We start from the raw sequence: 22,498 nt of genomic DNA on the forward strand, positions 1-22,498 counted from the left end.
ACGGGCCGGTCCTGGCCGACCCACCCGCCCTGAGCGGGTCCTTCAGCGAGAACGGAAGACCGACGTGTCCCGATCCCGAGTCCTCGCCGTGCTCGGCGCCAGCGCCGTCGCCCTCGTCGCGGCCGCCGGCGTCGCCGTCGCGGGTGTGCCCACCTCGACCCGGCCCTATGTCGCGCCGCCCGGCCCGACACCGGCGAACATCGTCCCCGGCACGCCGTGCACGACCTCCGCGCGCGCCTGCGTGGACCTCGACTCTCACAACGCGTGGCTGATCCGCGGCGGGCAGGTCACCCGCGCGGTCCGGTTCGTCGACGGTGACGAGGAGACCCCGACCCCGCCCGGCACCTACCGGGTGGAGTGGAAGGCCGAGTCGTACACGAGCCGGGAGTTCAACACTCCGATGCCGTACTCGGTGTTCTTCGCCCCCGGGGGGATCGCCTTCCACGAGGGCGGGCAGACCACGCCGTCGGCGGGGTGCGTGAAGCTGGTGCGTGAGGACGCCCAGGCGTTCTTCGCCGACCTCCTCGTCGGGGACGAGGTGCAGGTCAAGTGACCCGCAACGCGAAGATCTCGATCGGCGTCGTGCTGGTCGCCGTCGTCGGGGTGCTGGTGGCGCTGCTGGTGCCGTGGGGCGGTGCGGACCCGGCCGACTCCAGCGCCGGGGGGAGCGGGACGGCGGGCATCGCCGCCCGCCCGGACAGCCACCGGCTCAGCACCGCGCCCGACGGCCCGACCTTCGTGGAGTTCCTCGACTTCGAGTGCGAGGCCTGCGGCGCGGTCTATCCGGTGATCGAGCAGCTCCGCGCGGAGTACGGCGACCGCGTGAACTTCGTGATCCGCTACTTCCCGATCGCGAGCCACTTCAACGCCGAACGCGCCGCCCGCGCTGTCGAGGCCGCCGCGCAGCAGGGGCAGCTCGAGGGCATGTACAAGCGGATGTACGAGACCCAGCTCGAGTGGGGTGAGCAGCAGGTCCCGATGGATGACAGGTTCCGCGGCTACGCCCGCGATCTCGGTCTGGTCATGGACGAGTACGACCGCGTCTACAACGCCCCCGAGACCCTCGATCGGATCCGCGCCGACCAGGCCGACGGGCAGGCGTTGGGTGTGCAGGGCACGCCCACGTTCTTCCTCGACGGGCAGCGCCTGCAGCCGCAGAGCGTCGGGGATCTGACCTCGGCCTTCGACGCCGCGCTCGCGCGATGAGCGCGGTCGTCGACCGGGCCGCGGCGCCGAGGGCGATGGGCCGGGAGCCCTTCGCGCGCGGCCTGCCGTGGCTGCTGCTGCTCGGCGGTCTCGTCGGGTTCGTCGCCGCCTTCGTTCTCACCGTGGAGCGGTTCGCGCTGGCGGCGGACTCGGACTACATCCCCACCTGCAGCATCAACCCGGTCCTGAGCTGTGGCTCGGTGATGAGCACCGACCAGGCCGCGGTCTTCGGGTTCCCCAACCCACTGCTGGGCATCGCCGGGTTCGCGATCGTCGTCGCTGCGGGTGCGGGGCTGCTGGCCGGCGCCCGGTTCGCGGGCTGGTACTGGGCGGGTCTGCAGGTCGGAGTCACCGCCGGAGCGGTGTTCGTGCATTGGCTGATCTTCCAGAGCCTGTACCGAATCGGGGCGCTGTGCCCGTACTGCATGGCGGTGTGGGCGGTGATCGTGCCGATCTTCTGGTACGTCACGCTGCGCAACCTCCACCGGCGCTGGCCCGGCAACCCGCTCGCGCGGCTGCACTCGGTCCCTCTCGCGGTGTGGTTCGCCGTGCTGCTCGCACTTGTCGCGATCCGGTTCTGGTCGTTCTGGTCGACGCTGTGAGGTGGGTCGTCGCAGCCCTGGCGATCCTGGTGCTCGCCGGGTGCTCCTACCGGCCTTCGGACGGCACGGCGCCGAGCCAGGCCAAGGAATTCACCTTCGTCGCCCCGGGCGGTCAGACCCGGCTGACCTACGACCCGGAGGAGCGGGGCGCGGTCACCGGGCTGGAGGCCGAGGACCTGGCCGATCCGAACCGGCGGCTCGGTCTCGCGGACTTCCCGGGCCAGGTCGTGGTGCTCAACATCTGGGGCTCGTGGTGCGGCCCGTGTCGGGAGGAGATCCCGGACCTGCAGGAGACCTATGCCCAGACCCGCGACCGCGGCGTGATCCTGCTCGGGATCGACGTCCGCGACGACCGCCAGGCCGCCCAGGACTTCCTGCGTTCGCGTCGGGTGGAGTACCCGTCGCTGTTCGACCCGGCGGGGCGCTCGCTGCTGGCGCTGCGTGGGTTCCCGCCGAACGTCGTGCCGTCGACGATCGTGCTCGACCGCAGCCACCGGGTCGCCGCGGTGTTCCTCGGGGCCGTCCGGATGAGCGAGCTGCGGCCCGTCGTGGACCGGGTGGCTGCCGAATGAGCAGCTACGACCTCCAGATCGGCGGCATGACCTGCGCGGCGTGCGCGGGTCGGGTCGAGCGCAAGCTCAACAAGCTCGACGGCGTGGTCGCCACGGTCAACCTGGCCACCGAGCGCGCGCGGGTCGACTGTCCACCGGAAACGGACCCGCAGGTGCTGATCGCGCAGGTCGAGCGGGCCGGCTACACCGCGCAGCGGGTGGCCGACGCGCCGGACGGCGGGGATGAACAGGTCGTCGACCTGCGACGCAGGCTGGCCGTCGCGGCGATCCTGGCCGTGCCGCTGGCGGACCTGTCGCTGGCGTTGTCGCTGTTCCCGGAGTTCCGGTTCCCGGGCTGGACCTGGGTCTGCCTGGGGCTCGCCGTGCCGATGGTCGTCTGGTGCGCCTGGCCCTTCCACCGCGCGGCGTGGAACGGGCTGCGGCACGGGACCTCCTCGATGGACACACTGGTCTCGCTCGGCGTGATCGCCTCGACGGGCTGGTCGGTGTGGGTCATGCTCCGCGGCGGGCCGGTCGAGCCGGGACTCGGCGCGGGATGGGCGGCGCTGACCCGCACCGAGGACGCGCTCTACTTCGACGTCGCGGCCGTGGTGATCACGTTCCTGCTGGCCGGTCGGTTCTTCGAGGCCCGCGCCAAGACCCGGGCCGGGTCGGCGATGCGCACCCTGCTGGCGTGGGGCGCGAAGGACGTCGAGCTCACGGACGGTCGGCGGGTCCCGATCGGAGCGCTCGGTGTCGGCGACGAGTTCCGGGTCCGGCCCGGCGAGAAGATCGCCACCGACGGGGTGGTCGTCGAGGGCTTCTCGGCTGTCGACACCGGGGTCGTCACCGGAGAGTCCGTGCCGCGAGACGTGACCGTCGGGGACACGGTCGTCGGTGGCACGGTCAACGCCGCGGGATCCTTGCTGGTCCGCGCGGTGCGGGTCGGGGTCGACACCCAGTTGGCGCGGATGGCGCGGCTCGTCGAGCAGGCGCAGGAGGGCAAGGCGGCGGTCCAGCGGCTCGCCGACCGGGTCTCGGCGGTCTTCGTGCCCGCGGTCGTCGCGCTCGCCGCCCTGACGCTGGTGGGCTGGCTGGTCTGGGGGCCGTCGGTGTCCGCCGCGGTCACGGCTGCGATCGCGGTGCTGATCGTGGCGTGTCCGTGCGCGCTCGGCCTCGCCACGCCGACGGCGATCCTGGTCGGCACCGGCCGGGGCGCCCAGCTGGGGATCTTCCTCAAGGGCGCGCGTGCACTGGAGTCCACCCACGCCGTGGACACGGTGGTGTTCGACAAGACCGGCACCCTCACCGAGGGGCGGATGGAGGTCGTCGCGGTGCGAGGCACCGACCCCGACCTGCTGCGCCTCGCCGCCGCGGTGGAGACGGCGTCGGAGCACCCGATCGCCGCGGCGATCGTCCGCGCCGCGCCCCAGGGTCTGCCCACCGTCTCCGGGTTCACGGCATTGCCGGGTCTCGGCGCCCGCGGCACTGTCGACGGGCGCGAGGTGCTGCTCGGCCGACCGTCCTTACTGTCCGACCGCGGGATCCCGGTGCCGTCCGAGTACGTGGGCGCGACCGTCGTCGTGGCCTGGGACGGCGAGGCCCGCGGGGCGATCGAGGTGACCGACCGGGTCCGGGACAGTGCCGCCGCCGCGGTGGCCGCGCTACGTCGGCTCGGCCTCACCCCGGTGATGGTGACCGGCGACAACCCGCGCACGGCGCACGCTGTCGCCGCCCAGGTGGGGATCGACGAGGTCGTGGCCGAGGCGCTGCCGGAGGACAAGGTCGCCGAGGTCCGGCTGCTGCAGGCCGCCGGCCGGTCGGTGGCCGTCGTCGGGGACGGGATCAACGACGCCGCGGCGCTCGCCGCCGCGGACCTGGGGATCGCCGTCGGGCGAGGGACCGACGCGGCGATCGAGGCGGCCGACGTGGTGCTGGGCCGCGACGACCTGCTTGTCGTCGCGGACGCCATCGCCCTGGCCCGCCGCACCCACCGCACCATCCGCGCGAACCTGGTCTGGGCGTTCGGCTACAACGTCGCCGCGCTCCCGCTCGCGGTCGCCGGGCTGCTCAGCCCGCTGGTCGCCGGCGCCGCGATGGCCCTGTCCTCGGTGTTCGTGGTGTCGAACAGCCTGCGGCTGCGCAAGTTCCAGGAGCTCCGGTGATCTGGCTCGGGATCGCGGCGTTCGCGTTGGTCACCGCCACTGCGCTGGCGCTGTGGGCGCCGAGCATCGCGGAGGTCTACGGCTACCCGGGCCTGGGCCCGGTCGTCGATGCGGGCCTGCCGCTGGCCCACGTCACCGCGCTCGGGGCCGCCGCAGTGGCAGTGGGCGGGCTCTGGCGTGCCGCGGTGCTGGTGCCGGGTGAGCCGCACGGGACCGTCACTCCGCAGGGGTATCGCGGGCTGCTGAGCGTGCGCCCCGCGGCCGCGGTACTCGCGGTGGCGGCGTTCCTGGTCGGCGCGCTGACCGCGGCGGAGACCGTCGGCACCCCACCTGCGACCTACCTGACCCGCCCGGACCTGCTGCTCACCGGTCTCGGCGCCGTCGAACCCGCGACGGGCTGGGTGATCACCGGCGCGGTCGCCGCAGTGGTCGCGGGACTGGCGGGCGCGGTGCTGAGCTGGCGCGGCGCCGTCGGACTCCTCACCCTCCTGCTGCTCGGGCTCGCCGTGGCTCCGATGACCTCGATCGGGAACGGCTCGCGCGACCACGACTGGTCCGGCGACTCCGCCACGCTGCACGCGCTGGCCGCGCTGCTCTGGGTGGGCAGCGCGATCGCCGTGCGTGGGCTGGGGCCCGTCGCGCAGCGCCGCCACCGGCGCACGGCGACCGCGGCGCTCGTGGCGATCGTCGGCTCGGCGGTGGTGCCGACGGCGCTCGCGGTCCGCCCCGGGCACCTGGTCACGACCGGTTACGGGGCGCTGGTCCTGGTCTCGACCGCCGCCTTGGTCCTGCTCCTGCGTCGCACCCGGTCCCTCGCCGTCGAGCTCGGGCTGCTCGGGGTCGCCGCGGCGGCCGGGGCGGCGATGAGCAGGCTCGTGCCGCCCACCGACGACGGCGCGGAGGTCACCCGCCTGGTGTTCCTGCTCGGCTACGAGCTCCCCGACCACCTCACGGCACTCGACCTGGTCACCCGGTGGCGCCCCGACCTGATCTACGCGCCGCTCGCCGTCGCTGCGGCCGTGATCTACGTAATCGGGGTGCGCCGGACCGGGTCGTGGCCGGTGCACCGCACCGTGTGCTGGCTCGCGGGCTGCGCGGTCCTGCTCGTCGCCACGTCGTCCGGCATCGGCACCTACGCGACCGGAGTGCTCAGCGTGCACCTCGTCGCCCACGCCCTCACGGCCACGATCGCGCCCCTGCTCCTGGTCCTCGGGCACCCGCTCACCCTGCTCCGGGCAGCTGCTCCCCGCCTCGGACGCCGCGTCGACGCGCTCCTCGACCGACCCGCTCTCACCCACCCGGCCGTGGCCTGGGCCATGGTCGCGGTAGCGCTGTTCGGCACCTACGCCACCGGCCTGTTCGACGCCGTCGTGCTGGACCACTGGTCCCACCCGGCCATGGACGCCGTCGGCCTCGGGACAGGACTGCTGCTGTTCCGGGTCCTGCTCGGCCACGGTGGTCTGCCGGAGATCGGCAGGCTGGCCACCGCGTTCGCCGTCATGGCCCTGCACGCCGGGTTCGCCATCTGGCTCCTGAGCCGCGCGACCCCGCTCGCCCAGGACTTCTACGGCGCCGTCGCCCTTCCCTTCGTCCCGGACCTGCTCGCCGACCAGCGCCTGGGCGCCGCCCTGAGCTGGGCGATCGGGGAAGCCGGGATGGTCGCCGCCGTCGCCGTGCTCGTCACCCGCTGGGCCCGCCACGACCCCACCCCGCTCGCCCCCACACCTGACATGGAGAGACTGTGACCGCCGGTTCCCCTCAGATCAGCACACGCGTCCACTCGCTGAACCGACCCAACATCGTCAGCATGGGCACGGTCGTCTGGCTGGCCAGCGAGCTGATGTTCTTCGCGGGCCTGTTCGCGATCTACTTCACCGCCCGCGCGCAGAACGCCCCCGAGACCGGATGGCCCCCGCCCCCGACGCACCTCAACGTGCCCTACGCGCTCACGATCACCGCAATCCTGGTCGCCTCCTCCTTCACCTGCCAGTTCGGCGTCTTCGCCGCCGAGCGCGGAGACGTCTTCGGCCTCCGACGCTGGTACCTCCTGACCCTGGCCCTCGGGCTGATCTTCGTGATCGGTCAGGGATACGAGTACTACGAGCTCGTCGAGAGCGGCACGACCATCTCCTCCGGGGTCTACGGGACCGTCTTCTACATGACGACCGGGTTCCACGGCCTGCACGTCATCGGCGGGCTGATCGCCTTCACCCTGCTGCTCATCCGCACCACGCTGAGCAAGTTCACCCCGGCCCAGGCCACCGCCGCCATCGTCGTGTCCTACTACTGGCACTTCGTCGACGTGGTGTGGATCGGGCTGTTCGCCGTCATCTACTTCATCCGCTGACAGACGACCGAGATCAGGGAGCACCGAGGACGAGCGCCATGGCGAACTCGCGGTCCTCACACGCTCGCCGTCACGGGTCGAGGGCTCTGCAGAGGCGCAGCCACCCGGCGGCCCAGCACCTCCTGGCCCTCGCGGGCGGCGCCGTGGCCGCGGCCGTGCCGGCCGCGATCCCGCTGGTTCCCGCCCCCGGCACCGAGCCGGTGGCGGCCGTCGCCCCCGTCGCCATGATCGGTGTGGCAGAGCGCCACGATCCCGCCGCCGACTTCGGCCGGCTCGCGACGCCGGTGGCCGCCGTCGAAACACACGAGACTTCGCTGGCATCGCTGGACAAGGCGGCGCGTCTGGCCGAGCGGATCGCAGCACTGGCCGATCTGCGTACAGCGGCTGCTGCGCAGGGCGCTCCCCAGGTGGCGGTCAGCGACGCAGGGGTGGCGTACGCATTCCCGACTGTCGGCAGGCTGACCTCGGCGGCGGGGCCGCGCTGGGGAGGGACCCACTACGGAATGGACATCGCCAACCGCGTGGGAACGCCCATCTTCGCCGTTGCCGATGGCGTGGTCGTCGACTCCGGGCCTGCCTCGGGATTCGGGCTGTGGGTTCGGATCAGACATTCGGACGGGTCCCTCAGCGTCTACGGACATATCGACCGAAGCCTGGTGCGGCAGGGGCAGTCCGTGCGAGCCGGTGACCGAATCGCGCTGATGGGTAACCGAGGACAGTCCACGGGTCCTCACCTGCACCTCGAGATCTGGGCCGCGGACGGTGCGAGGGCAGATCCAGGCAAGTGGCTGGCACGACGTGGTCTGAGCGTCGAGGCGGCTCCACGAGCAGGCGGAGCCGCGCCACCTACTTGACTCGATGTATCGACGAGTATGAGTATGTCGATGTGACCGAACCCGACGCCTGCGACCTGTTGTGTCTTGATCTCCCGCACGCCGAGCGGATCCGCACGGAGCTCCCGGACGTGCGCGCCGTGGAGCCGCTGGCCGCTGCGGCGCGTGCATTGGGGGATCCGACGCGGTTGCGGATCGCGACGGCGCTGCGGGCGGGCGAGGAGCTGTGCGTGTGTGACGTCGGGTGGGTCGTCGGGCAGGCGCAGGGTCTGGTCTCGCACCATCTGCGCCTGTTGAAGGCGGCCGGGCTGGTGGAGTCCCGGCGAGACGGTCGGCTGGTCATGTACCGGCTGACCGCGCGGGGTGGGTTGCTGGTCGAGGCGGTCGTGGGGGAGCAGGTCCATGGCTGACGCGTGCTGCGGGCCCGAGGCGCCCGCGACGGAGGATCACGAGCCCGACCACGGTTCCACTCGTCTGTGGCAGGTGCGGGAGCTGCAGTTCGCGGCCGGCGCCGCGGTCCTGCTCGGGATCGCCTGGCTCATCGGCGCGGACGGCCCGATGTCGACGGTGCTGGAGATCGCCGCGGCGGTGCTGGCGGCGTCGACCTTCGTACCCGGCGCGCTCCGCAGCCTGCGGCACGGTCGGATCGGCGTCGGCACCCTGATGACGATCGCCGCGATCGGCGCGGTCGCGCTCGGCCAGTACACCGAGGCTGCGCTTCTCGGGATCCTGTTCTCGATCGCCGAGGGGCTGGAGCACTACGCGGTCACCCGCACTCGGCGCAGCCTGCGGGCGCTGCTCGGGCTGGTCCCGCCGACCGCGTCGGTGCTGCGTGGCGGGCGTGAGCTCACGGTGTCCCCGGACGAGTTGGTGGTCGGGGACCTGCTGGTGCTGCGGCCGGGGGAGCGGGCGGCGACCGACGGGATCCTGCGAGCCGGGCGGACCAGCCTGGACACCTCGGCGATCACCGGGGAGTCGGTGCCGGTCGAGGCGGGGCCGGGGGATGCGGTGTTCGCCGGGACGATCAACGGCGGCGGCGCGATCGAGGTCGAGGTGACCGCTCCGGCCGCGGACAGCTCGTTGGCGCGGATCGTGCACCTCGTGGAGCAGGCACAGGAGCGCAAGGGCGCCGGTCAACGCCTCGCCGACCGGATCGCCCGCCCGCTGGTTCCCGCGATCATGATCCTCGCCGCCGTGGTCGCGGGGGTGGGGGCGCTGCTCGGCGACCCGATGCTGTGGGTGGAGCGCGCGTTGGTCGTGCTGGTGGCCGCGTCCCCGTGTGCGTTGGCGATCTCCGTGCCGCTGACGGTCGTGGCCGCGGTCGGTGCGGCGAGCCGCCACGGTGCGCTGATCAAGGGCGGGGCCGCGCTGGAGGAGCTCGGCCGGGTCCGGGCGGTGGCGCTGGACAAGACCGGGACGCTGACCCGGAACCGCCCCGAGGTCGTCGAGGTGCTCGGTGCTGACGAGGTCCTGACGCTGGCCGCCGCGCTGGAGGCGCGCAGTGAGCATCCGCTGGCCGCGGCGATCCTGGCCGCAGCCGGTCCCGGCGTCGCCGCCGAGGACGTCGTGGCCGTCGCCGGGCACGGTCTGACCGGGCGTGTGGACGGTGCCGAGCTGCGGTTGGGCAAGCCCGGCTGGGTCGATGCCGGCGGGTGGGGTGCGGACGTCGCGCGGCTGCAGGACCGGGGCGCCACGGTCGTCCTCCTCGAACGGGACGGGTCACTGCTCGGCGCCGTCGCGGTACGGGACGAGCTACGCCCCGAGGCGGCGGAGGCCGTGCGGCGGATCCGGGAGCTGGGCATCGAGGTGGCCATGCTGACTGGGGACAACGCTCGGACGGCGGCGACCCTGGCCGAGCAGGCCGGGATCGACGTCGTGCACGCCGAGCTGCGCCCTGAGGACAAGGCCGCGCTGCTGCCCCGCATCGCGGGCGGGCGTCGCGTGGCGATGGTCGGCGACGGGGTGAACGACGCGCCCGCGCTCGCCACCGCCGACGTCGGGATCGCGATGGGCGCCATGGGGACGGACGTGGCGATCGAGACCGCGGACGTCGCGTTGATGGGGGAGGACCTGCGGCACTTGCCGCAGACGCTCGCCGATGCCCGGCGGGCGCGGCGGATCATGGTGCAGAACGTCGGGTTCTCGCTGCTGATCATCGGTGCGTTGATCCCGCTGGCCGCTTTCGGTGTGCTCGGCCTGGCGACGGTCGTGGTGGTGCACGAGGCCGCCGAGGTGCTGGTCATCCTCAACGCCGTCCGCGCGGCCCGGACGAAGCGCCTGCCCGGACTCGCCGCCGCGCCGGTCACGCGGGCGGAGCGACACCACGTGAGTGTGGCGCCTGCCCCGGCCGTCGAGGACGCGTGCTGTGCACCGTCACCTGTCGCGGCACCCACGCCGCCACTTGCGATGGCGGAGAGCCGTGACGAAGGATGTGCCTGCTGCGCGCCGGAGGCGGCGGTCGAGGATGCCCGCGCAGACCGGCGAGCCTGAGCGGGATCGGACTCTCGTGAGCCTCGGACCGGCCGCGACGACGTCGACGAGCGTCGGCCCGGCTCAGGTCGAGCCGTGGATCATGCACGTGGAGCGAGATCGAGGGCGCCGGACCAGAGCAGCGCGGCGGCGTCGTGGCCGACCCCGCCCATCAGATGCGACGCGAGCGTCCGCTGATAGGGGACTCCCAGTCGGAACACTCCGGGAGTCCCGGGCGCGCGCAGCTCCGGATCCAGCCAGCCGCGGTCGGGTCCCAGTCCGGTGCACCAGACCACGGCCGAGACCCCCTCTACCGGGCCTTCGGCTGTGAGCGGTCGCCCCGTTCGGTCGAGCCCGGTGACCCGGCCGATCCGGGTGATGGCGGCCCGCTCGAAGTCGCGCGGCCGCACCCGGCCGAGCGGATCGCCCCCGCCGCCGGTCCGGGAGATGAAACGTCGCCCCATGATGCTCTCGGCGCGGACGTGGCGCATGAGGGTGAACGCCGCGGTGCCCACGGGTGGGATGCGGCCGACGTCCCGCCCGGCCAGCAGCACCTCGCGGCCGCCACGTGCCAGGTCGATCGCGATCTCCGCTCCCGAGTTCCCAGCGCCGACGACCAGGACCCGACCGGCGGGCACCGCCGGCGGGTTGCGGTACTCGGCCGAGGTGAGCTGAGCGACCTCAGCGGGCAGCGTGGAGGCGAAGTCGGGGACCCGGGCCACCCGATGCGACCCGCCGGCATCGACCACCCGGTCGGCGGCGAGGGTTCGGTCCCCGACGGCGGCTCTGAAGCCCGCGGCGTGCGCCTGCAAGCGGGTCACCGGGCTGTTGAGCGCCACGCGCAGCCCGCTGTCCCGGGCGAACCGCTCCAGGTGATCCGCGGCGTCGTCCTTCGTCGGGCGGCGGCCGGTCCCGCGCATCGGAAAGCCGGGCAGCGCGTTCGCACCGGCCGAGGTGAACAGCGTCAGGGAGTCCCAGCGCTGCCGCCAGCTGTCGCCTATCCGCGCGCCCGCATCGACGACGATGTAGTCGACACCGGCCCGGTCGAGGTGCCAGGCGGCGGCGAGCCCTGCTTGACCGGCACCCACGACGAGGACTCCGACACGCTCGGGGAGCCCGGTCACGGTGCGGACTCGCGGTCAGCGGCGGGTTCCTGCCGGTGGGCCGGGTCGTCCGAGGCGGACTCGACACCATGTGCGACGGGTTCGACCTGGACCGTGGACCGGGTGACCCCGACTCCGACCAGGACGGCCCTCGCCTCGTCGAGCACGGAGTGGAGTTGGTCGTCGGACTGCACCAGGACGTGCACGCTGGCGGCCTCCATGCCTGAGGTGATGGTCCAGATGTGGAGATCGTGGACGTCGGCGACGCCATCGATTCCCTGCAGTCGCTGCTCGACGGCCTCCACGTCCACCTCCGGCGGCGCGACCTCCATGAGGATCCGCACGGCGTGGCGGAGCAGCACGTAAGTCCGAGGCAGGATGAACAGCCCGATTCCCGCGGCGATGATGGTGTCGGCGTACGCCCAACCCGTCGTCCAGACGATGATTGCGGCGGCGATGACACCGACCGACCCCAGCATGTCGGCCATCACCTCGAGGTAGGCGCCCTTGACGTTGACGCTCTCCTTCGCGCCGCCTGCGAGCAGGCGCATGCTGATGACGTTGACGAGGAGCCCGACGGCGGCGGTGATGAGGACGGGGATCGCAGCGATCTCGGTGGGGTCCCCGAGACGGTCGATCGCCTCGACGAAGACGTACGCCGCAGCGCCGAACAGCAGCAGGGCGTTCCCGACGGCGGCGAGCACCTCGAGCCGGTAGTTGCCGAAGGTCCGCTGGCTTGCCGCCGGCCGGTTGGCCAGGGTGACTGCCGCCAATGCCAGACCGAGCCCGAGGGCGTCGGTCCCCATATGCGCCGCGTCCGACAGCAGCGCGAGTGACCCGCTGGTCAGGCCGACGACCACCTGAACCGCCATGTAGGTGACCGTGAGTCCTAATGCGAACGCCAGCCGACGCCGGTAGCCAGCACCCGCCGATGTGCCCACCGCGGCTCCGTGACCATGCCCGTGCCCCACGACCAACTCCCATCAACACATGCGAATCTATGCATAAATAGTAGCGGTGTGGCAGCTCGGTGCCCATCCCCGGGCCGTCACGACGATGCGGAGCCCACGAGCTGGCTCGTCACGCCAGCCGTCAACGGGCGAACGGGAGGGCCGATGGGGGTAATCAGACGAACGGATTCCAGCCCAGCCACGTGGCTACCCCCGCCACCGCGGCGACAACGGTGGCGGCTCCGATGACCAGGCCGCGCTTGCGCCACCGGGTCCACCACGACTCCGGTTGGGCTGCCGAGTCTGGAAGAGTGGCGACCTGCGCCGTAGCTCCGTCCCTGGCCTGTCCGGTGTTGATCGTCACATGGGCGCGATTGCCGATGTTTCCGAGCGCGTAGGACACTGCTTGATCGGTCGCATCGCGGGTGGGAGCCTCGCCAGCAGGCAATGCGGCCAGCAGCTCACCTACGAGCTCAGCGACAGCTGTGCGTACCTGGCCGACGACACCACGAATGACCTCCGGGGCGAGGGACCAGTACAGCGCGGTGCAGTGCTGGAATGGGCTTCCGCTCGCCTTGTCGATTGCCTCCATGATGATGGTTGCGCCAGGGAGGACGAGCTGGGTGGGCTTGTCCCGAGTCGCCATCGCCTCGAGCTGGGCGAGCGGCTGGAGGAGGGGAAGCTCGTTGCCGATGCCTTCGGCTCGCACGAATTCGGGAAGCTGCTCCGCCCCGACCTGCTGTCCGGTGATCTTTCCGTTGCCGACGAAGGCGTCCAGCAGGATCGCGGCATGCACGGTCCGGTAGTCGGGTAATCCGTCACGCGAGGTGTATCCCTTGAGCTCCCGGCTGGCCCAGTCGCGAAGGCGCGTCGAATCCGATCGTCCTCCGAGGACGATGCACATGTTGAGGATCGACGTTGTGCTGGTGCCCTCGTCGAGGATGGCCTCTTCAATCTTGGAGAGGAGCTCACGGCCAGGATCGGTCACGCGAACAAGTGTCCGGTTTTGTTCCTCGCGACGGGTTCTCCCACCCGCCTCGCCGCGCCGAACGGCAGACGCTTGTCGACGAGGTGGCGCACACCGCGGCGAGCAGTGGGAGCGGCAGGGCGAACCGGAGCACCCGGCCGTGCCCGCGAACATGATTGCCCGCCTATCCGAGGAGCCTCGATGCGTGGCGGGACCGCTGGTAGACGGTCCGATCTGGTGCTCTGTCTCAACCGGGCAACCTCAGAGATGGGTGATGACTGCATCGGTGACAGCCTGCCGAGGAGGTACGGGTTCATCGGGCTCGTGGTGACGGCGGACCCAGGAGTCCAGTTCGAACAGAAGGTCGTCGATGACCTCAGCGGAACAGCTCTTGAGTCGCGTCTCTGCGCACGGCAAAGCCTGGTCGGGGTGGAGACCGAGCGAAGCTCTGACAGCAAACTCGCTCGCGCCGCGGATCAGGTCGTGGTGGACGGCAGCGGCGAGAACTGCCTGGGCATGTCGGACGAGCACGACTGCGTCGATTGTCAGCATGCCTGGTTCGACCGATGCGGAACCTACCTGGGGCACCATTCCCCGTGCGTAGTCCGAGGCGGCTCTCGCAGCCAGTGCAAGATCCAGCTCTGCCGCCGCGAGAGGACTGTTTGTCAACGGTACTGGCTTGGGCAGTGGCGTACACGTCATGCACTCAACGTAAGTCGGCATCAGGTCGGTGCGCGTACGGATTCTCGACCTGTGGACAACCCACATGCGGGCACTGGCGTGCCGCGGACCGGCCTTCGGCCGGGCTGTCCTTCCAGGTGGGCCGCTTACTCCGCCCGGTCTCACGAGAAAGGGTGCTGCGCATCGGCTTCGCCGACGGCCTGCGGCCGCCCTTGCCCGCGAGCCTCGCCGGGCGGAGTCGGGCGCGGACGGCAGGGGCGGGCGCTTCGCACCGCGCCCCGCTACCGGCCCACCGGCTACTGCCAGCTTCTCGGGCCGGTTCCTTCCGGAGCAGAGGAGCCGTCGCCATGCCGTCCCCGACCCGCAACCACGAGGAGAACCACAACGCCACTGACAGCAGCCGGCCGGTGTTCGGAGGCGTCGCTACCGAGCCGCCCGTCGTCCAGATCTGCCCGACCTGTGGGCAGATCGCCGAGCGGACGCCGGTCCCTGTCGGACCGCTGGTCCGTGACCTGGTCCCGAGCGCCGACGCCATCCGGACGGCGTTTCGCACGCTGGCCCTCTTGATGGAGGTGCTCGACGGTCGTCGTCCGTGGCGGCAGGTCGCGCATCTCGCGGTGCCGGAGGTCGGCCGCTATCTGCGGGCGGCCCCGGTGGATCCGCGGCTGGTCGCGGGTGCGGCGAAGGTGGTCAGCTTCCACCCGTCGCAGCCGCACCGGTGCCGGATCGAGACCGCGAGCTCGCTGCAGATCCGGGGTCGGCGGCGAGCGTTGGCCGCGACGTTCCAGGTCACCGGCGAGGGGGAGTGGATCTGCACGATGGTCCGGATCCTGTGAAAGGCGGGCCCGGCGAGGACACGACACCTCGCCGGGCCTTTCCCACGGTTGGCTCAGATCGACAGGTGCCGCCGGACCGGCGGAAAGATCGTCGCGAGCGGGATGAGAGCGGAGAGCGCGGACGGCGGCGCCCACCGGATCTCGACGACGGCCGGGTCGGCCGTCGTCGTGGTCGACGTCAGCGCCACGCCAGCGACGTAGGTGATCGAGGCGCCGGTCGTCGGGTGGATGCGGCTGCCCAACTCCTCGGCGATGGCGACGTCGACGCCGGTCTCCTCCAGGACCTCCCGCCGGGCGGCAGCGGCGGGAGACTCCCCCGCCTCGACCTTGCCGCCCGGGAAGACCCAGGGCGGGACGTCGTCCCGCCGCCGGATGAGCAGGACACCCTCCGGCCCGGTGATCACGGCGACGACGACGTCGGGCATGCCACCAGCGTGCCCTCTTTGGTCAAAGCGCCACGAACTCGGCGGGTCGGGTGCGATCATCGGTCGGCCAGGACGCTAAGACGACGAGCGTGCGGGGGCCGGATGCAGGCAGGTGCGGATCGTGGAGAAGCATGGCTCCACGTGGCCGAGACCGTGGCAGCTGCGCCTCCCGACGGGTCCGACGTCGGCGAGATCATCCGCTGGTACCGCCAGCGCGAGGGACTGACCCAGCAGGACGCGGCCGAGTTGCTGAACACCACGCAGTCGAGGCTGTCGAAGCTGGAGAAGGGGTCTCAGGCGCTGCGCGACGTTGTCGAGCTCCGGCACATCGCGGCCAAGCTCGGCATCCCGCCTGAGCGGCTCGGAATCCTGCCGGACAACTCCCGCGACGCGATCGCGCGGCCCGGCGCAGTGAGCCTGGAGCCGGGGCCTGTGCGGCAGAGCCAGGAGCGCTGGCGCGAGATCCGCAAGGAGCTCAACGGCAACCGCGCGCTGCTCGGAGACCTTGCCGCCGAGCTTTACCCGCAAGAAGAGCGCGTCGCGGGGACCACCGTGCTGGCCGGCCCCGGCTGGGTGCCAGACGCGCCGGTCGATCTCGCCGACGTTGAGATGACGTGGCTGGCCGAGTCCCCGACGCCCACGATCACAGGCAAGGTCGACGAGGCCGCGGCTGCGCGGGCGCTCCGTGCATCCGGTGAGCCGTATGACCGATACTCGCGGACCCTGCGCGATCTCGCGCGGCCGAAGCTGCTGGACAACCGGGCGAGCTATCGGCTGCTGTCTGCGGACTGGTCTGGAGGCCGTGGCCGGTTCGGCTTCAACTACACCAGCTACTTCGACGTGCTCGACGTGTGCGAGGCGGTCGGGCACGAGTTCGCCGACGCCTGGCAGCGGCGAGGTCGGAAGCGCCCGAGCCCTGCGGACCTGTCGCTCCGCCGCCTGATCGAGGACCCCTTCGACCTCACGGCCCGGCCGATGCTGCCGAGCGTCAACACGCTGACGATCCGCCGCGATCCCATCGACGGCCACCGGATGTACCTGCACCGCCGCAACGCCGGCGCCGTCGCTGCGGCGGGCGGGATGTTCCATGTCGTTCCCGCGGGTGCGTTCCAGCCTGCCGCGCTCGCGCCCGCGCACCAGGCCAACGATTTCTCGTTCTGGCGCAACATCCAGCGCGAGTATTCGGAGGAATTCCTCGGCAACGCCGAGCACGACGGCAACAGCGTCGACCCAATCGACTACCTCGCCGAGGAGCCGTTCGCGTCTTTCGAGCGGGCGCGGGTTGCGGGCGACTTCCGGGTGTCGGCTCTGGCGCTCGTCCTGGAGCCCCTGACGCTGTGGGTCGAGCTGCTGACCGTCGCCGTGATCGAGGCGCCGGTCTTCGACGAGCTGTTCCGGGACATGGTCGCGGTGAACGAGGAGGGCGCCGCGGTCAGCACGGACGCGGACAAGCCCGCTGTCGGGATCCCCTTCACCTCGGACGCACGGGAGCGGCTTCGCGACGAGCCGCTCTCCCCGATCGCCAGGGCCTGCATCGAGTTGGCCTGGCAGCACCGGCGCGAGCTACTCGGCCGCTGAACCCGCAGTTCGCGACGACTCAGTCAACCCCTCGGCAGGCGTGTGAGCGTCAGTTCGAGGCGCCGAGCGGCGGGTGCTCAAGCACCCGAGGTGCGTACTCGACCATCTGGATTCGGCCGTCGAAGGTGCGGTGCTCGGTCATCTCGAGCGCGACGTCCGGGTAGCCGTCGTAGATGCGTTCTGCGCCGGTGGCTCCGGTGATGACCGGGAACATGACGACTCGGAGCCGGTCGACGAGTCCGGCGCGGAGCAAGGACCGGCAGAGGCTGAGGCTGCCGATCGTACTGAGGAGTACTGATCCGCTCGCTTTCATCGCGCGCACGGTCTCGGCGGCATCGTCGCTGACGAGGGTGGAGTTGGCCCAGGTCAGCGGACCGCGGAGCGAGGAGGAGAACACCACTTTGGGCGCTCGGGTTAGCTCGTCGACGGACGCCTCCTCTTCCGGCCGGAACTCGTCCTGGCCGTCGGGGATCTCGCCGGCGCTGAAGCCCGACATGAGGCGGTAGGTGTTCGCTCCCATGAGGTAGGTGACCTCGGGCTGCTCGCCCAGCCAGGCGAGGTATTCCGGGCCTTCGAGTCCCCAGAACCCGGGCCATCCCTCGCCGGACGCGTAGCCGTCGAGGGAGGTGATGAAGTCTACGAGCAGCTCCGACATGAGCGGTGTCCTTTCCTCGGTCGTCGCGAGAGTGGACCTGGAGGGGGACCTGAACTCATCGGTCCGCAGTGGTCAGCCGGGTGACTGGATGGCCTAGCCTTCTCCATCGATGAAGGTCATGGTCACCGGTGCAAGCGGGTTCGTCGGATACGCCGTCGCTCAGGCGCTTGGGGCGTCCGGCCATGATGTGGTGGCCCTGACGAGGTCGGAGCGTGAGCTGCCAGCGGAGGTGCGCCGGGCCGACGGTGACCTGCGGGATGCGCGGGCGTTGGCTGAGATCGTCGGGGCAGAGCAACCGGAGGCGGTCTGCCATCTCGCCGCGCTCGCTCGCGTTCGAGACTCCCGGGCTGACCCGCTTGGCTACTGGCGGACGAACGTGAGCGGGACTCTGGCCCTGCTCGAAGCGATTGCGGCACAACCAGAGCCCGGACGGTTCGTCGCCGCGTCCACGTGTGCTGTGTACGGCGAGGACGTGCCCCAGCCGATCACTGAGGCGCAGGTCCCGATGCCTACAAACCCATACGGCAGCACGAAGCTCGCTGCGGACCGGGCGATCGCGGACGTTGCCGCTTCCGGTGCGATCGGGGCGATTAGCCTGCGCGCCTTCAACATCGCGGGCGGCGTTGGGACCCACGCCGACCCGGACACCAGTCGTCTGATCCCGAAGATCGTCGCCGTTGCGCGGGGCGAGGCGCCCGAGCTGACTGTGAACGGTGACGGCTCCGTCGTGCGGGACTACCTGCACGTCCTCGACATGGCTGACGCGTTCGTCCGGGCGCTCGACGCTTGCGAGCCGGGGACGTGGAAGGCCTACAACGTCGGGAGTGGGAATCGTTCGACCATCGCGGACGTCATAGCTGCTGCCGAGGAGGTCATCGGGCGGCCGTTGCCGGTGAAGCACAACCCGCCCGCGGACGAGCCGAAGGTGCTGCTCGCCGATCCCTCGCTCGCGGAGAAGGAGCTTGGCTGGCGGCCCCAGCGGTCCGATCTGAGGCAGATCGTCCGCGACGCCTACAACGCTGTGACCAGCAGGGATTCCGCTGGCGAATAGTCGGCTGTGGAATACCCGGGTTCCGACTCGCGACTCCCTCTTGCGCAGCCCTGATCTGCGGTTCTCTGTGATGCATGACAGAGATCGCGGAGTTTCAGCAGCGGGTGGCGGCGCTGCGGAGCCAGCTCGACGAGGTCGCCGAGGGGGTCGCGGAGCTGCGGGCTATGCGCCTTCGTCGGCTTGCTGCTGCTCGAGCCGGTCGAGGCGGGCCCGGAGGGAGGCAACCTCCTCCTCGAGCCCCTTGAGGGCCTTGAGGACCGGGTCCGACGCTTCGTCCGCGTGGACGGAGGCCGTCTCGCCGCGAAGGACCTGCTCCAGGTAGGCCGGGGGCCAGCCGAGGGCCTCGGAGATCGCCGTGAGTGTCTGGGGACGGCGACGGCGGGGGTTCAGGTTGTGTTGGAGCTCCCGCAGCGTGGTGAGCGAGACCTTCGCGGCCGACGCGACCTCCATTTGCGTCATGCGAGTCTCGGCGAGGCGTGAGCCGATCGCGGTTGCCACCGCGGACCAGTCCTCGCGTTCGTTGCTCACCACACGCGAAGGCTAGGGCACGTCCATCTCGCTGGCACCGATCGGTGCCGGTGTTGCCCACAGGTCGGTCCAGCCAGCGTCAATATTGACTACAATTGATGCTAGTATCGAGTAGTCGAGGGGAGCTGATCATGAGTGAACACGTTGAGGTGCCGGACCGATCCGGCTTGCTGATGACCGTCGAGGAGGTTGCCCTCCTGTGGTTCGGGGAGGTGGGGGAGCACGGCTCGGCCAGCTCGAACTGCCAGAGGATCCGCCGCCTCATCCCGGAGCACCTTCCGGCCCGGCGGATCGGGAACCGCTGGTACGTCAGCCGTGCTGCGGCCGAGGCGTGGGCCGAAGGCGGCGACGACGCGCTGGTCATGGCGCACCCGGACACCCGGGCGGCGCGGAGCGGGGAGGTCGCCTGATGTCCGCGGTCGGGGTGTTGATCTTCGTGGCCATCCTCGGAGCGGTCATCTGCGCCAAGGTGCGGGCCTCGGGAGGCGCGGTCGCGTTCTCGCTCCTGGCGCTCGTGCTGTTCATTGCGACGCCCGCCGGGCAGGGCTTGCCCGAGGCCATCAGCACGTTCATGAACGCCGTCGACGGCGCCGCGACGCCGGCGCTGACCAGCGAGCCGCTGGAGGCGGGTCGATGACCGACGAGTGGACGCGATGGCGAGACCAGGTGGGGCGGCCCGGCGACGGGTTCTTGGCGGGACACAGCCGCCGGGCCGCTCTCACCGCACATCAGCAGACGGCAGGTGAGATCACGATGGTAGGGCCGCACTGGATGGCGGACGCGGTGTGCCGCGACGTCGACCCGGAGGTGTTCTTCCCGGTCGCGGAGTCGGGGCAGCGTCGCGAGCAGCAGGTGGAGCGCGCCAAGGAGATCTGTGGCGGTTGCCCGGTGCGGGCACGGTGCTTGGACTGGGCGCTCGACGCGCTGCCGTACGGGGTGGCGGGCGGGATGGACGCGGAGGAGCGCAGCGAGCTCCGGCGCGGCCGCGAGGCTTCCGAGCGGGCGGCAGCCTTCCAACGGCCCGACGAGCTGCCCCGGACGGCGCTGCAGGAATGGACGCGACAGCGAGGCGAGGTGATCGCCGCAGGTCGACGGGCCCTGGCAGCAGGCACCTCGCGGGAGCGGGTGGCGCGGCAGTTCGGCGTCTCACGCCGGACGGTGGATCGCTGGGCGGCGGCGCAGAGCGTCGGGAGCGCGCGATGACCGCGGCACGAGAGCGGGTCCGTCAGCTCGCCGAGCGGCTTGCCGTGGAGGAGTTCGGCGGCGAGGTCGTCGTCGAGCCGATTCCCGGCTACCAGGTCCTGACCCGTCGACGTCTGGTGGATCCGCTGCCGGGGGTACGCGCGGGACGGGCGCTCGCCAATGCTGCGCGAGGACTGCTCGTCGAGCAGGCGAGGGACGCCCGCGCCGCCGGACGGACGTGGGACGAGATCGGGGAGGCGCTCGGCCTCACGGACAGCGACGAGCCGCGCGCCGAGGCGGCCTTCGCCGACATTGTGGAGGGCCGTCGCGCGAACGCCCATCGGCGTTCGTTCCGCAGCCCGTCGACGTCATGGCGCTGTGGGTCCTGCGGCCAGCTGGTCACCGACTACGGGCCCACCGACAGCTCGCACCCGGACGACCAGGAGTCCGGGCACGCCGACACCTGCGCGCGGCATCGCGCGGTGCTCGCGCAGTGGCGCATCGACACAGGGTGGGACGACTGATGGCTGCCATGGATGTCCTGCTCAGTCCGACCCCGCTGATTCTGCTGGGACTGGTGACCGCCGCGGTGGTCGCGTGGACCCGCCGGGCTCGTGGGATCGCGCTCGGGCTCCTGGTCATGGCCGCGTTTCCGCTGATGACGATCGTGCAGGCACTGTCGTGGCCGTTCCTGGCCGCGGTCGCCGTGCTGGGTCTGCTGGTCGTCCGGCACCGGTGGACGCGGTCGTCGTCGATCGTGTCGCGGTGGGGTGCGCGGTCGCGGCGCAAGTCCGGCGTCGCCTCGACTGCCGACGTGTTCCGGTTCGCGGGATCGGGCGCGATGCTCCGGAAGGCGGGGACGGTGCGTCCCTCGCTGGAGGGTGCGACGCGGCGCGAGCTGCTGGCGCTGCCGGTGAGCGAGGTGGCGGTGCGGCTGTGCCGGTCGGGGTCGCAGTGGGTGTGGTCGTCGGTTGAGGACGTCGTGGTGTCCGTCGGCGGGCCGAGGTCGGGGAAGTCGGGGTGGCTCGCCGGGCAGATCATCGACGCACCGGGTGCCGTCCTGGCCACCAGCACCCGGTTGGATCTGCGCGAGCTGTGCACCCCGTACCGGGAGCGGAAGGGACCGGTCGTCACGTTCAACCCGTCCGGGCTGGGTGGGGTGGCGTCCTCGATCACGTTCGATCCGCTGACCGGCTGCGAGGACCCGGTGGCGGCCGCCGAGCGGGCGGCGGACCTGCTGTCCGCGGTGACCTCGCGCGGCACCGGGGGAGACCGCGAGTACTGGGACCTGCAGGGACGACGAGTGCTGGAAGCCCTGCTGCACGCAGCGGCGCTCGGGCACCGCTCGATGCGCGAGGTCCTGGACTGGACCGCCAGCCCGGAGTCGGCGCACAAGGAGGTCACGGGGCTCCTGCGGCGCTCACCGGAGCCGGCGTTCCGGGTGTCGTTCGAGCAGTTCGTCGGCACCAATGACCGCACCCGGACGTCGATCACCTCGACGATCATGCCCGCGCTCGGCTGGTTGACCTCTGCGGCTGCGCGCGAGGCGGCGGGGTTGGGGCCCGAGGGTGCGCGCCCATTCGACGTCGCGGAGCTCCTGGCGACGCGCGGCACGGTGTTCCTGCTTGGCGGGGAGGAGTCGCACGCCGCCCCGCTGGTGACAGCGCTGACGGGTTACATCGCCCGCGAGGCCCGTCGGATCGCGGCGACGAAGCCGGGTGGTCGCCTGGACCCGGGGCTGCGCCTGGCGCTCGACGAGGCCGCCTTGATCTGCCCTGTCCCGTTGGAGGCGTGGACCGCGGACATGGGTGGGCGCGGGGTGACGATCCTGATCGTCGTCCAGTCCCGGGCGCAGTTGCTGGCCCGCTATGGCGAGCACGGCGCGGCGACGATCTTGAACAACGCCGGTGCGGTGATGGTGTTCGGCGGGACCCGGGACCGTGAGGACCTGCAGTTCTGGTCGACGCTGACCGGTGAGCGTGACGAGCCTGCGGACACGCTCGACCCGCGCGGCCGGACCGCGGCGCGCACGACCCGCAAGACGCCTGTCCTCGCGCCTGCGCAGATCGCGAACCTGCCGACCGGGAAAGTGCTGGTGATCCGGCGCGGGATTCCCCCGGTCGTCGGGCGGGCCCAGATGGCGTGGCGACGACGAGACCTGCGGTGGGCCCGGTTCTGCGAGCGCCGCCCCCGCACGGCCACTCGGCTCGTCGGGCTGGCGGGGTGGTTGCCCGGCGCGGCGAAGGCGCTGGCTCGCGTGGTTCCGGGCTGGCCCGGGCCGGCGTTCACCCGCCCCGCCGCCGTGCGGCTGGCCGGGGACGCACTCGTCGTCGAGGGCCAGGTCGTCGACGTCCGAGAGGAGGCATGAT

Annotated in this window: 25 protein-coding genes; 18 read left to right on the forward strand and 7 right to left on the reverse strand. The window is 71.6% G+C overall.

Annotated elements, in window-relative coordinates; genetic code table 11:
- Positions 1-64: 64 nt before the first annotated feature.
- The 10 genes from L3X23_RS36455 (at position 65) to L3X23_RS33890 (ending at position 10,194) form a co-directional block, all read left to right on the forward strand.
- The gene (locus L3X23_RS36455; RefSeq protein ID WP_237195885.1) at positions 65-553 is read left to right on the forward strand and encodes a L,D-transpeptidase; all 489 of its coding nucleotides are present in this window, start codon (positions 65-67) and stop codon (positions 551-553) included.
- Positions 550-1,206, forward strand: a complete 657-nt coding sequence (locus L3X23_RS33850; protein WP_237195887.1) for a DsbA family protein — start codon at positions 550-552, stop codon at positions 1,204-1,206. Before L3X23_RS36455 ends, L3X23_RS33850 begins: the two co-directional genes overlap by 4 nt.
- Entirely contained in the window at positions 1,203-1,808 is a 606-nt protein-coding gene (locus L3X23_RS33855) for a vitamin K epoxide reductase family protein (protein ID WP_237195889.1), read from the forward strand. The genes L3X23_RS33850 and L3X23_RS33855 overlap by 4 nt, the downstream gene beginning before the upstream one ends.
- The gene (locus L3X23_RS33860) at positions 1,805-2,380 is read left to right on the forward strand and encodes a TlpA disulfide reductase family protein (RefSeq protein WP_237197706.1); all 576 of its coding nucleotides are present in this window, start codon (positions 1,805-1,807) and stop codon (positions 2,378-2,380) included. Before L3X23_RS33855 ends, L3X23_RS33860 begins: the two co-directional genes overlap by 4 nt.
- Positions 2,377-4,524: a cation-translocating P-type ATPase gene (locus L3X23_RS33865; protein WP_237197708.1), complete on the forward strand. Its 2,148-nt coding sequence runs from the start codon at positions 2,377-2,379 to the stop codon at positions 4,522-4,524. Before L3X23_RS33860 ends, L3X23_RS33865 begins: the two co-directional genes overlap by 4 nt.
- Positions 4,521-6,269: a cytochrome c oxidase assembly protein gene (locus tag L3X23_RS36460; protein ID WP_237195895.1), complete on the forward strand. Its 1,749-nt coding sequence runs from the start codon at positions 4,521-4,523 to the stop codon at positions 6,267-6,269. Before L3X23_RS33865 ends, L3X23_RS36460 begins: the two co-directional genes overlap by 4 nt.
- A 62-nt stretch (positions 6,270-6,331) precedes the next feature.
- The gene (locus L3X23_RS33875) at positions 6,332-6,871 is read left to right on the forward strand and encodes a heme-copper oxidase subunit III (RefSeq protein WP_237195897.1); all 540 of its coding nucleotides are present in this window, start codon (positions 6,332-6,334) and stop codon (positions 6,869-6,871) included.
- Positions 6,872-7,014: 143 nt separating this feature from the next.
- Positions 7,015-7,725 (forward strand): M23 family metallopeptidase, encoded by a 711-nt coding sequence (locus L3X23_RS33880; RefSeq protein WP_237197710.1) that lies wholly within the window; start codon positions 7,015-7,017, stop codon positions 7,723-7,725.
- A 32-nt stretch (positions 7,726-7,757) separates the two neighbouring features.
- Positions 7,758-8,114 carry a metalloregulator ArsR/SmtB family transcription factor gene (locus L3X23_RS33885; protein WP_237197712.1) on the forward strand — a complete coding sequence of 119 codons (357 nt, stop codon included), beginning with the start codon at positions 7,758-7,760 and terminating at the stop codon, positions 8,112-8,114.
- On the forward strand, positions 8,107-10,194 hold the full coding sequence (locus L3X23_RS33890) for a cation-translocating P-type ATPase (protein WP_237197714.1): 2,088 nt from the start codon (positions 8,107-8,109) through the stop codon (positions 10,192-10,194). Before L3X23_RS33885 ends, L3X23_RS33890 begins: the two co-directional genes overlap by 8 nt.
- An 80-nt stretch (positions 10,195-10,274) precedes the next feature.
- Here L3X23_RS33890 and L3X23_RS33895 read toward each other — a convergent pair whose 3' ends face one another.
- The 4 genes from L3X23_RS33895 to L3X23_RS33910 form a co-directional block, all read right to left on the reverse strand.
- A complete protein-coding gene (locus tag L3X23_RS33895; RefSeq protein ID WP_237197717.1) occupies positions 10,275-11,297 on the reverse strand; it encodes an NAD(P)-binding domain-containing protein in 1,023 nt (340 codons plus the stop codon).
- Positions 11,294-12,247 carry a cation diffusion facilitator family transporter gene (locus tag L3X23_RS33900; protein ID WP_374204968.1) on the reverse strand — a complete coding sequence of 318 codons (954 nt, stop codon included), beginning with the start codon at positions 12,245-12,247 and terminating at the stop codon, positions 11,294-11,296. The genes L3X23_RS33895 and L3X23_RS33900 overlap by 4 nt, the downstream gene beginning before the upstream one ends.
- A 154-nt stretch (positions 12,248-12,401) precedes the next feature.
- Positions 12,402-13,214 (reverse strand): hypothetical protein, encoded by an 813-nt coding sequence (locus L3X23_RS33905; protein WP_237197720.1) that lies wholly within the window; start codon positions 13,212-13,214, stop codon positions 12,402-12,404.
- Between the two features lie 240 nt (positions 13,215-13,454).
- Complete coding sequence (locus L3X23_RS33910) at positions 13,455-13,745, reverse strand: hypothetical protein (protein WP_237197723.1); 291 nt, start codon at positions 13,743-13,745, stop codon at positions 13,455-13,457.
- A gap of 476 nt (positions 13,746-14,221) precedes the next feature.
- Between L3X23_RS33910 and L3X23_RS33915 the strand changes: the two genes are divergently transcribed.
- Entirely contained in the window at positions 14,222-14,710 is a 489-nt protein-coding gene (locus L3X23_RS33915; protein WP_237197725.1) for an Rv3235 family protein, read from the forward strand.
- Positions 14,711-14,763: 53 nt separating this feature from the next.
- Here L3X23_RS33915 and L3X23_RS33920 read toward each other — a convergent pair whose 3' ends face one another.
- Positions 14,764-15,135, reverse strand: coding sequence for an NUDIX hydrolase (locus L3X23_RS33920; RefSeq protein ID WP_237197727.1), 372 nt, complete (start codon positions 15,133-15,135; stop codon positions 14,764-14,766).
- A gap of 141 nt (positions 15,136-15,276) precedes the next feature.
- On the opposite strand from L3X23_RS33920, the gene L3X23_RS33925 reads away from it, so the two are divergent.
- Positions 15,277-16,713: a helix-turn-helix transcriptional regulator gene (locus L3X23_RS33925; RefSeq protein ID WP_237197729.1), complete on the forward strand. Its 1,437-nt coding sequence runs from the start codon at positions 15,277-15,279 to the stop codon at positions 16,711-16,713.
- Positions 16,714-16,762: 49 nt separating this feature from the next.
- Here L3X23_RS33925 and L3X23_RS33930 read toward each other — a convergent pair whose 3' ends face one another.
- Complete coding sequence (locus L3X23_RS33930) at positions 16,763-17,368, reverse strand: dihydrofolate reductase family protein (RefSeq protein WP_237197731.1); 606 nt, start codon at positions 17,366-17,368, stop codon at positions 16,763-16,765.
- A gap of 109 nt (positions 17,369-17,477) precedes the next feature.
- On the opposite strand from L3X23_RS33930, the gene L3X23_RS33935 reads away from it, so the two are divergent.
- Positions 17,478-18,419 carry an NAD-dependent epimerase/dehydratase family protein gene (locus L3X23_RS33935; RefSeq protein ID WP_237197733.1) on the forward strand — a complete coding sequence of 314 codons (942 nt, stop codon included), beginning with the start codon at positions 17,478-17,480 and terminating at the stop codon, positions 18,417-18,419.
- Between the two features lie 162 nt (positions 18,420-18,581).
- On the opposite strand, the gene L3X23_RS33940 is transcribed toward L3X23_RS33935, so the two are convergent.
- Positions 18,582-18,950: an XRE family transcriptional regulator gene (locus L3X23_RS33940; protein ID WP_237197735.1), complete on the reverse strand. Its 369-nt coding sequence runs from the start codon at positions 18,948-18,950 to the stop codon at positions 18,582-18,584.
- Between the two features lie 128 nt (positions 18,951-19,078).
- On the opposite strand from L3X23_RS33940, the gene L3X23_RS33945 reads away from it, so the two are divergent.
- The 5 genes from L3X23_RS33945 (at position 19,079) to L3X23_RS33970 (ending at position 22,497) form a co-directional block, all read left to right on the forward strand.
- Complete coding sequence (locus tag L3X23_RS33945) at positions 19,079-19,357, forward strand: hypothetical protein (protein WP_237197737.1); 279 nt, start codon at positions 19,079-19,081, stop codon at positions 19,355-19,357.
- Positions 19,357-19,584 (forward strand): hypothetical protein, encoded by a 228-nt coding sequence (locus L3X23_RS33950; protein WP_237197739.1) that lies wholly within the window; start codon positions 19,357-19,359, stop codon positions 19,582-19,584. The genes L3X23_RS33945 and L3X23_RS33950 overlap by 1 nt, the downstream gene beginning before the upstream one ends.
- A gap of 116 nt (positions 19,585-19,700) precedes the next feature.
- Entirely contained in the window at positions 19,701-20,150 is a 450-nt protein-coding gene (locus L3X23_RS36465; protein WP_308116977.1) for a WhiB family transcriptional regulator, read from the forward strand.
- Positions 20,147-20,653, forward strand: coding sequence for a hypothetical protein (locus L3X23_RS33965; RefSeq protein WP_237197741.1), 507 nt, complete (start codon positions 20,147-20,149; stop codon positions 20,651-20,653). Before L3X23_RS36465 ends, L3X23_RS33965 begins: the two co-directional genes overlap by 4 nt.
- On the forward strand, positions 20,653-22,497 hold the full coding sequence (locus L3X23_RS33970) for a type IV secretory system conjugative DNA transfer family protein (protein ID WP_237197742.1): 1,845 nt from the start codon (positions 20,653-20,655) through the stop codon (positions 22,495-22,497). Before L3X23_RS33965 ends, L3X23_RS33970 begins: the two co-directional genes overlap by 1 nt.
- Position 22,498 lies beyond the last annotated feature (1 nt).

This window comes from Pseudonocardia sp. WMMC193, from assembly GCF_021728735.1.
GTDB classification, from domain to species: Bacteria; Actinomycetota; Actinomycetes; order Mycobacteriales; family Pseudonocardiaceae; genus Pseudonocardia; species Pseudonocardia oroxyli.

Excerpts from the sequence above, each read along its gene's own strand:
- L3X23_RS33950 (WP_237197739.1), top strand. The coding sequence starts at position 19,357 with ATGTCCGCGGTCGGGGTGTTGATCTTCGTGGCCATCCTCGGAGCGGTC.
- L3X23_RS33855 (WP_237195889.1), top strand. The coding sequence starts at position 1,203 with ATGAGCGCGGTCGTCGACCGGGCCGCGGCGCCGAGGGCGATGGGCCGG.
- L3X23_RS33970 (WP_237197742.1), top strand. The coding sequence starts at position 20,653 with ATGGCTGCCATGGATGTCCTGCTCAGTCCGACCCCGCTGATTCTGCTG.
- L3X23_RS33965 (WP_237197741.1), top strand. The coding sequence starts at position 20,147 with ATGACCGCGGCACGAGAGCGGGTCCGTCAGCTCGCCGAGCGGCTTGCC.
- L3X23_RS33890 (WP_237197714.1), top strand. The coding sequence starts at position 8,107 with ATGGCTGACGCGTGCTGCGGGCCCGAGGCGCCCGCGACGGAGGATCAC.
- L3X23_RS36465 (WP_308116977.1), top strand. The coding sequence starts at position 19,701 with ATGGTAGGGCCGCACTGGATGGCGGACGCGGTGTGCCGCGACGTCGAC.
- L3X23_RS33865 (WP_237197708.1), top strand. The coding sequence starts at position 2,377 with ATGAGCAGCTACGACCTCCAGATCGGCGGCATGACCTGCGCGGCGTGC.
- L3X23_RS33920 (WP_237197727.1), bottom strand. The coding sequence starts at position 15,135 with ATGCCCGACGTCGTCGTCGCCGTGATCACCGGGCCGGAGGGTGTCCTG.
- L3X23_RS33935 (WP_237197733.1), top strand. The coding sequence starts at position 17,478 with ATGAAGGTCATGGTCACCGGTGCAAGCGGGTTCGTCGGATACGCCGTC.
- L3X23_RS33875 (WP_237195897.1), top strand. The coding sequence starts at position 6,332 with ATGGGCACGGTCGTCTGGCTGGCCAGCGAGCTGATGTTCTTCGCGGGC.
- L3X23_RS33945 (WP_237197737.1), top strand. The coding sequence starts at position 19,079 with ATGAGTGAACACGTTGAGGTGCCGGACCGATCCGGCTTGCTGATGACC.
- L3X23_RS33910 (WP_237197723.1), bottom strand. The coding sequence starts at position 13,745 with ATGCTGACAATCGACGCAGTCGTGCTCGTCCGACATGCCCAGGCAGTT.
- L3X23_RS33930 (WP_237197731.1), bottom strand. The coding sequence starts at position 17,368 with ATGTCGGAGCTGCTCGTAGACTTCATCACCTCCCTCGACGGCTACGCG.
- L3X23_RS33915 (WP_237197725.1), top strand. The coding sequence starts at position 14,222 with ATGCCGTCCCCGACCCGCAACCACGAGGAGAACCACAACGCCACTGAC.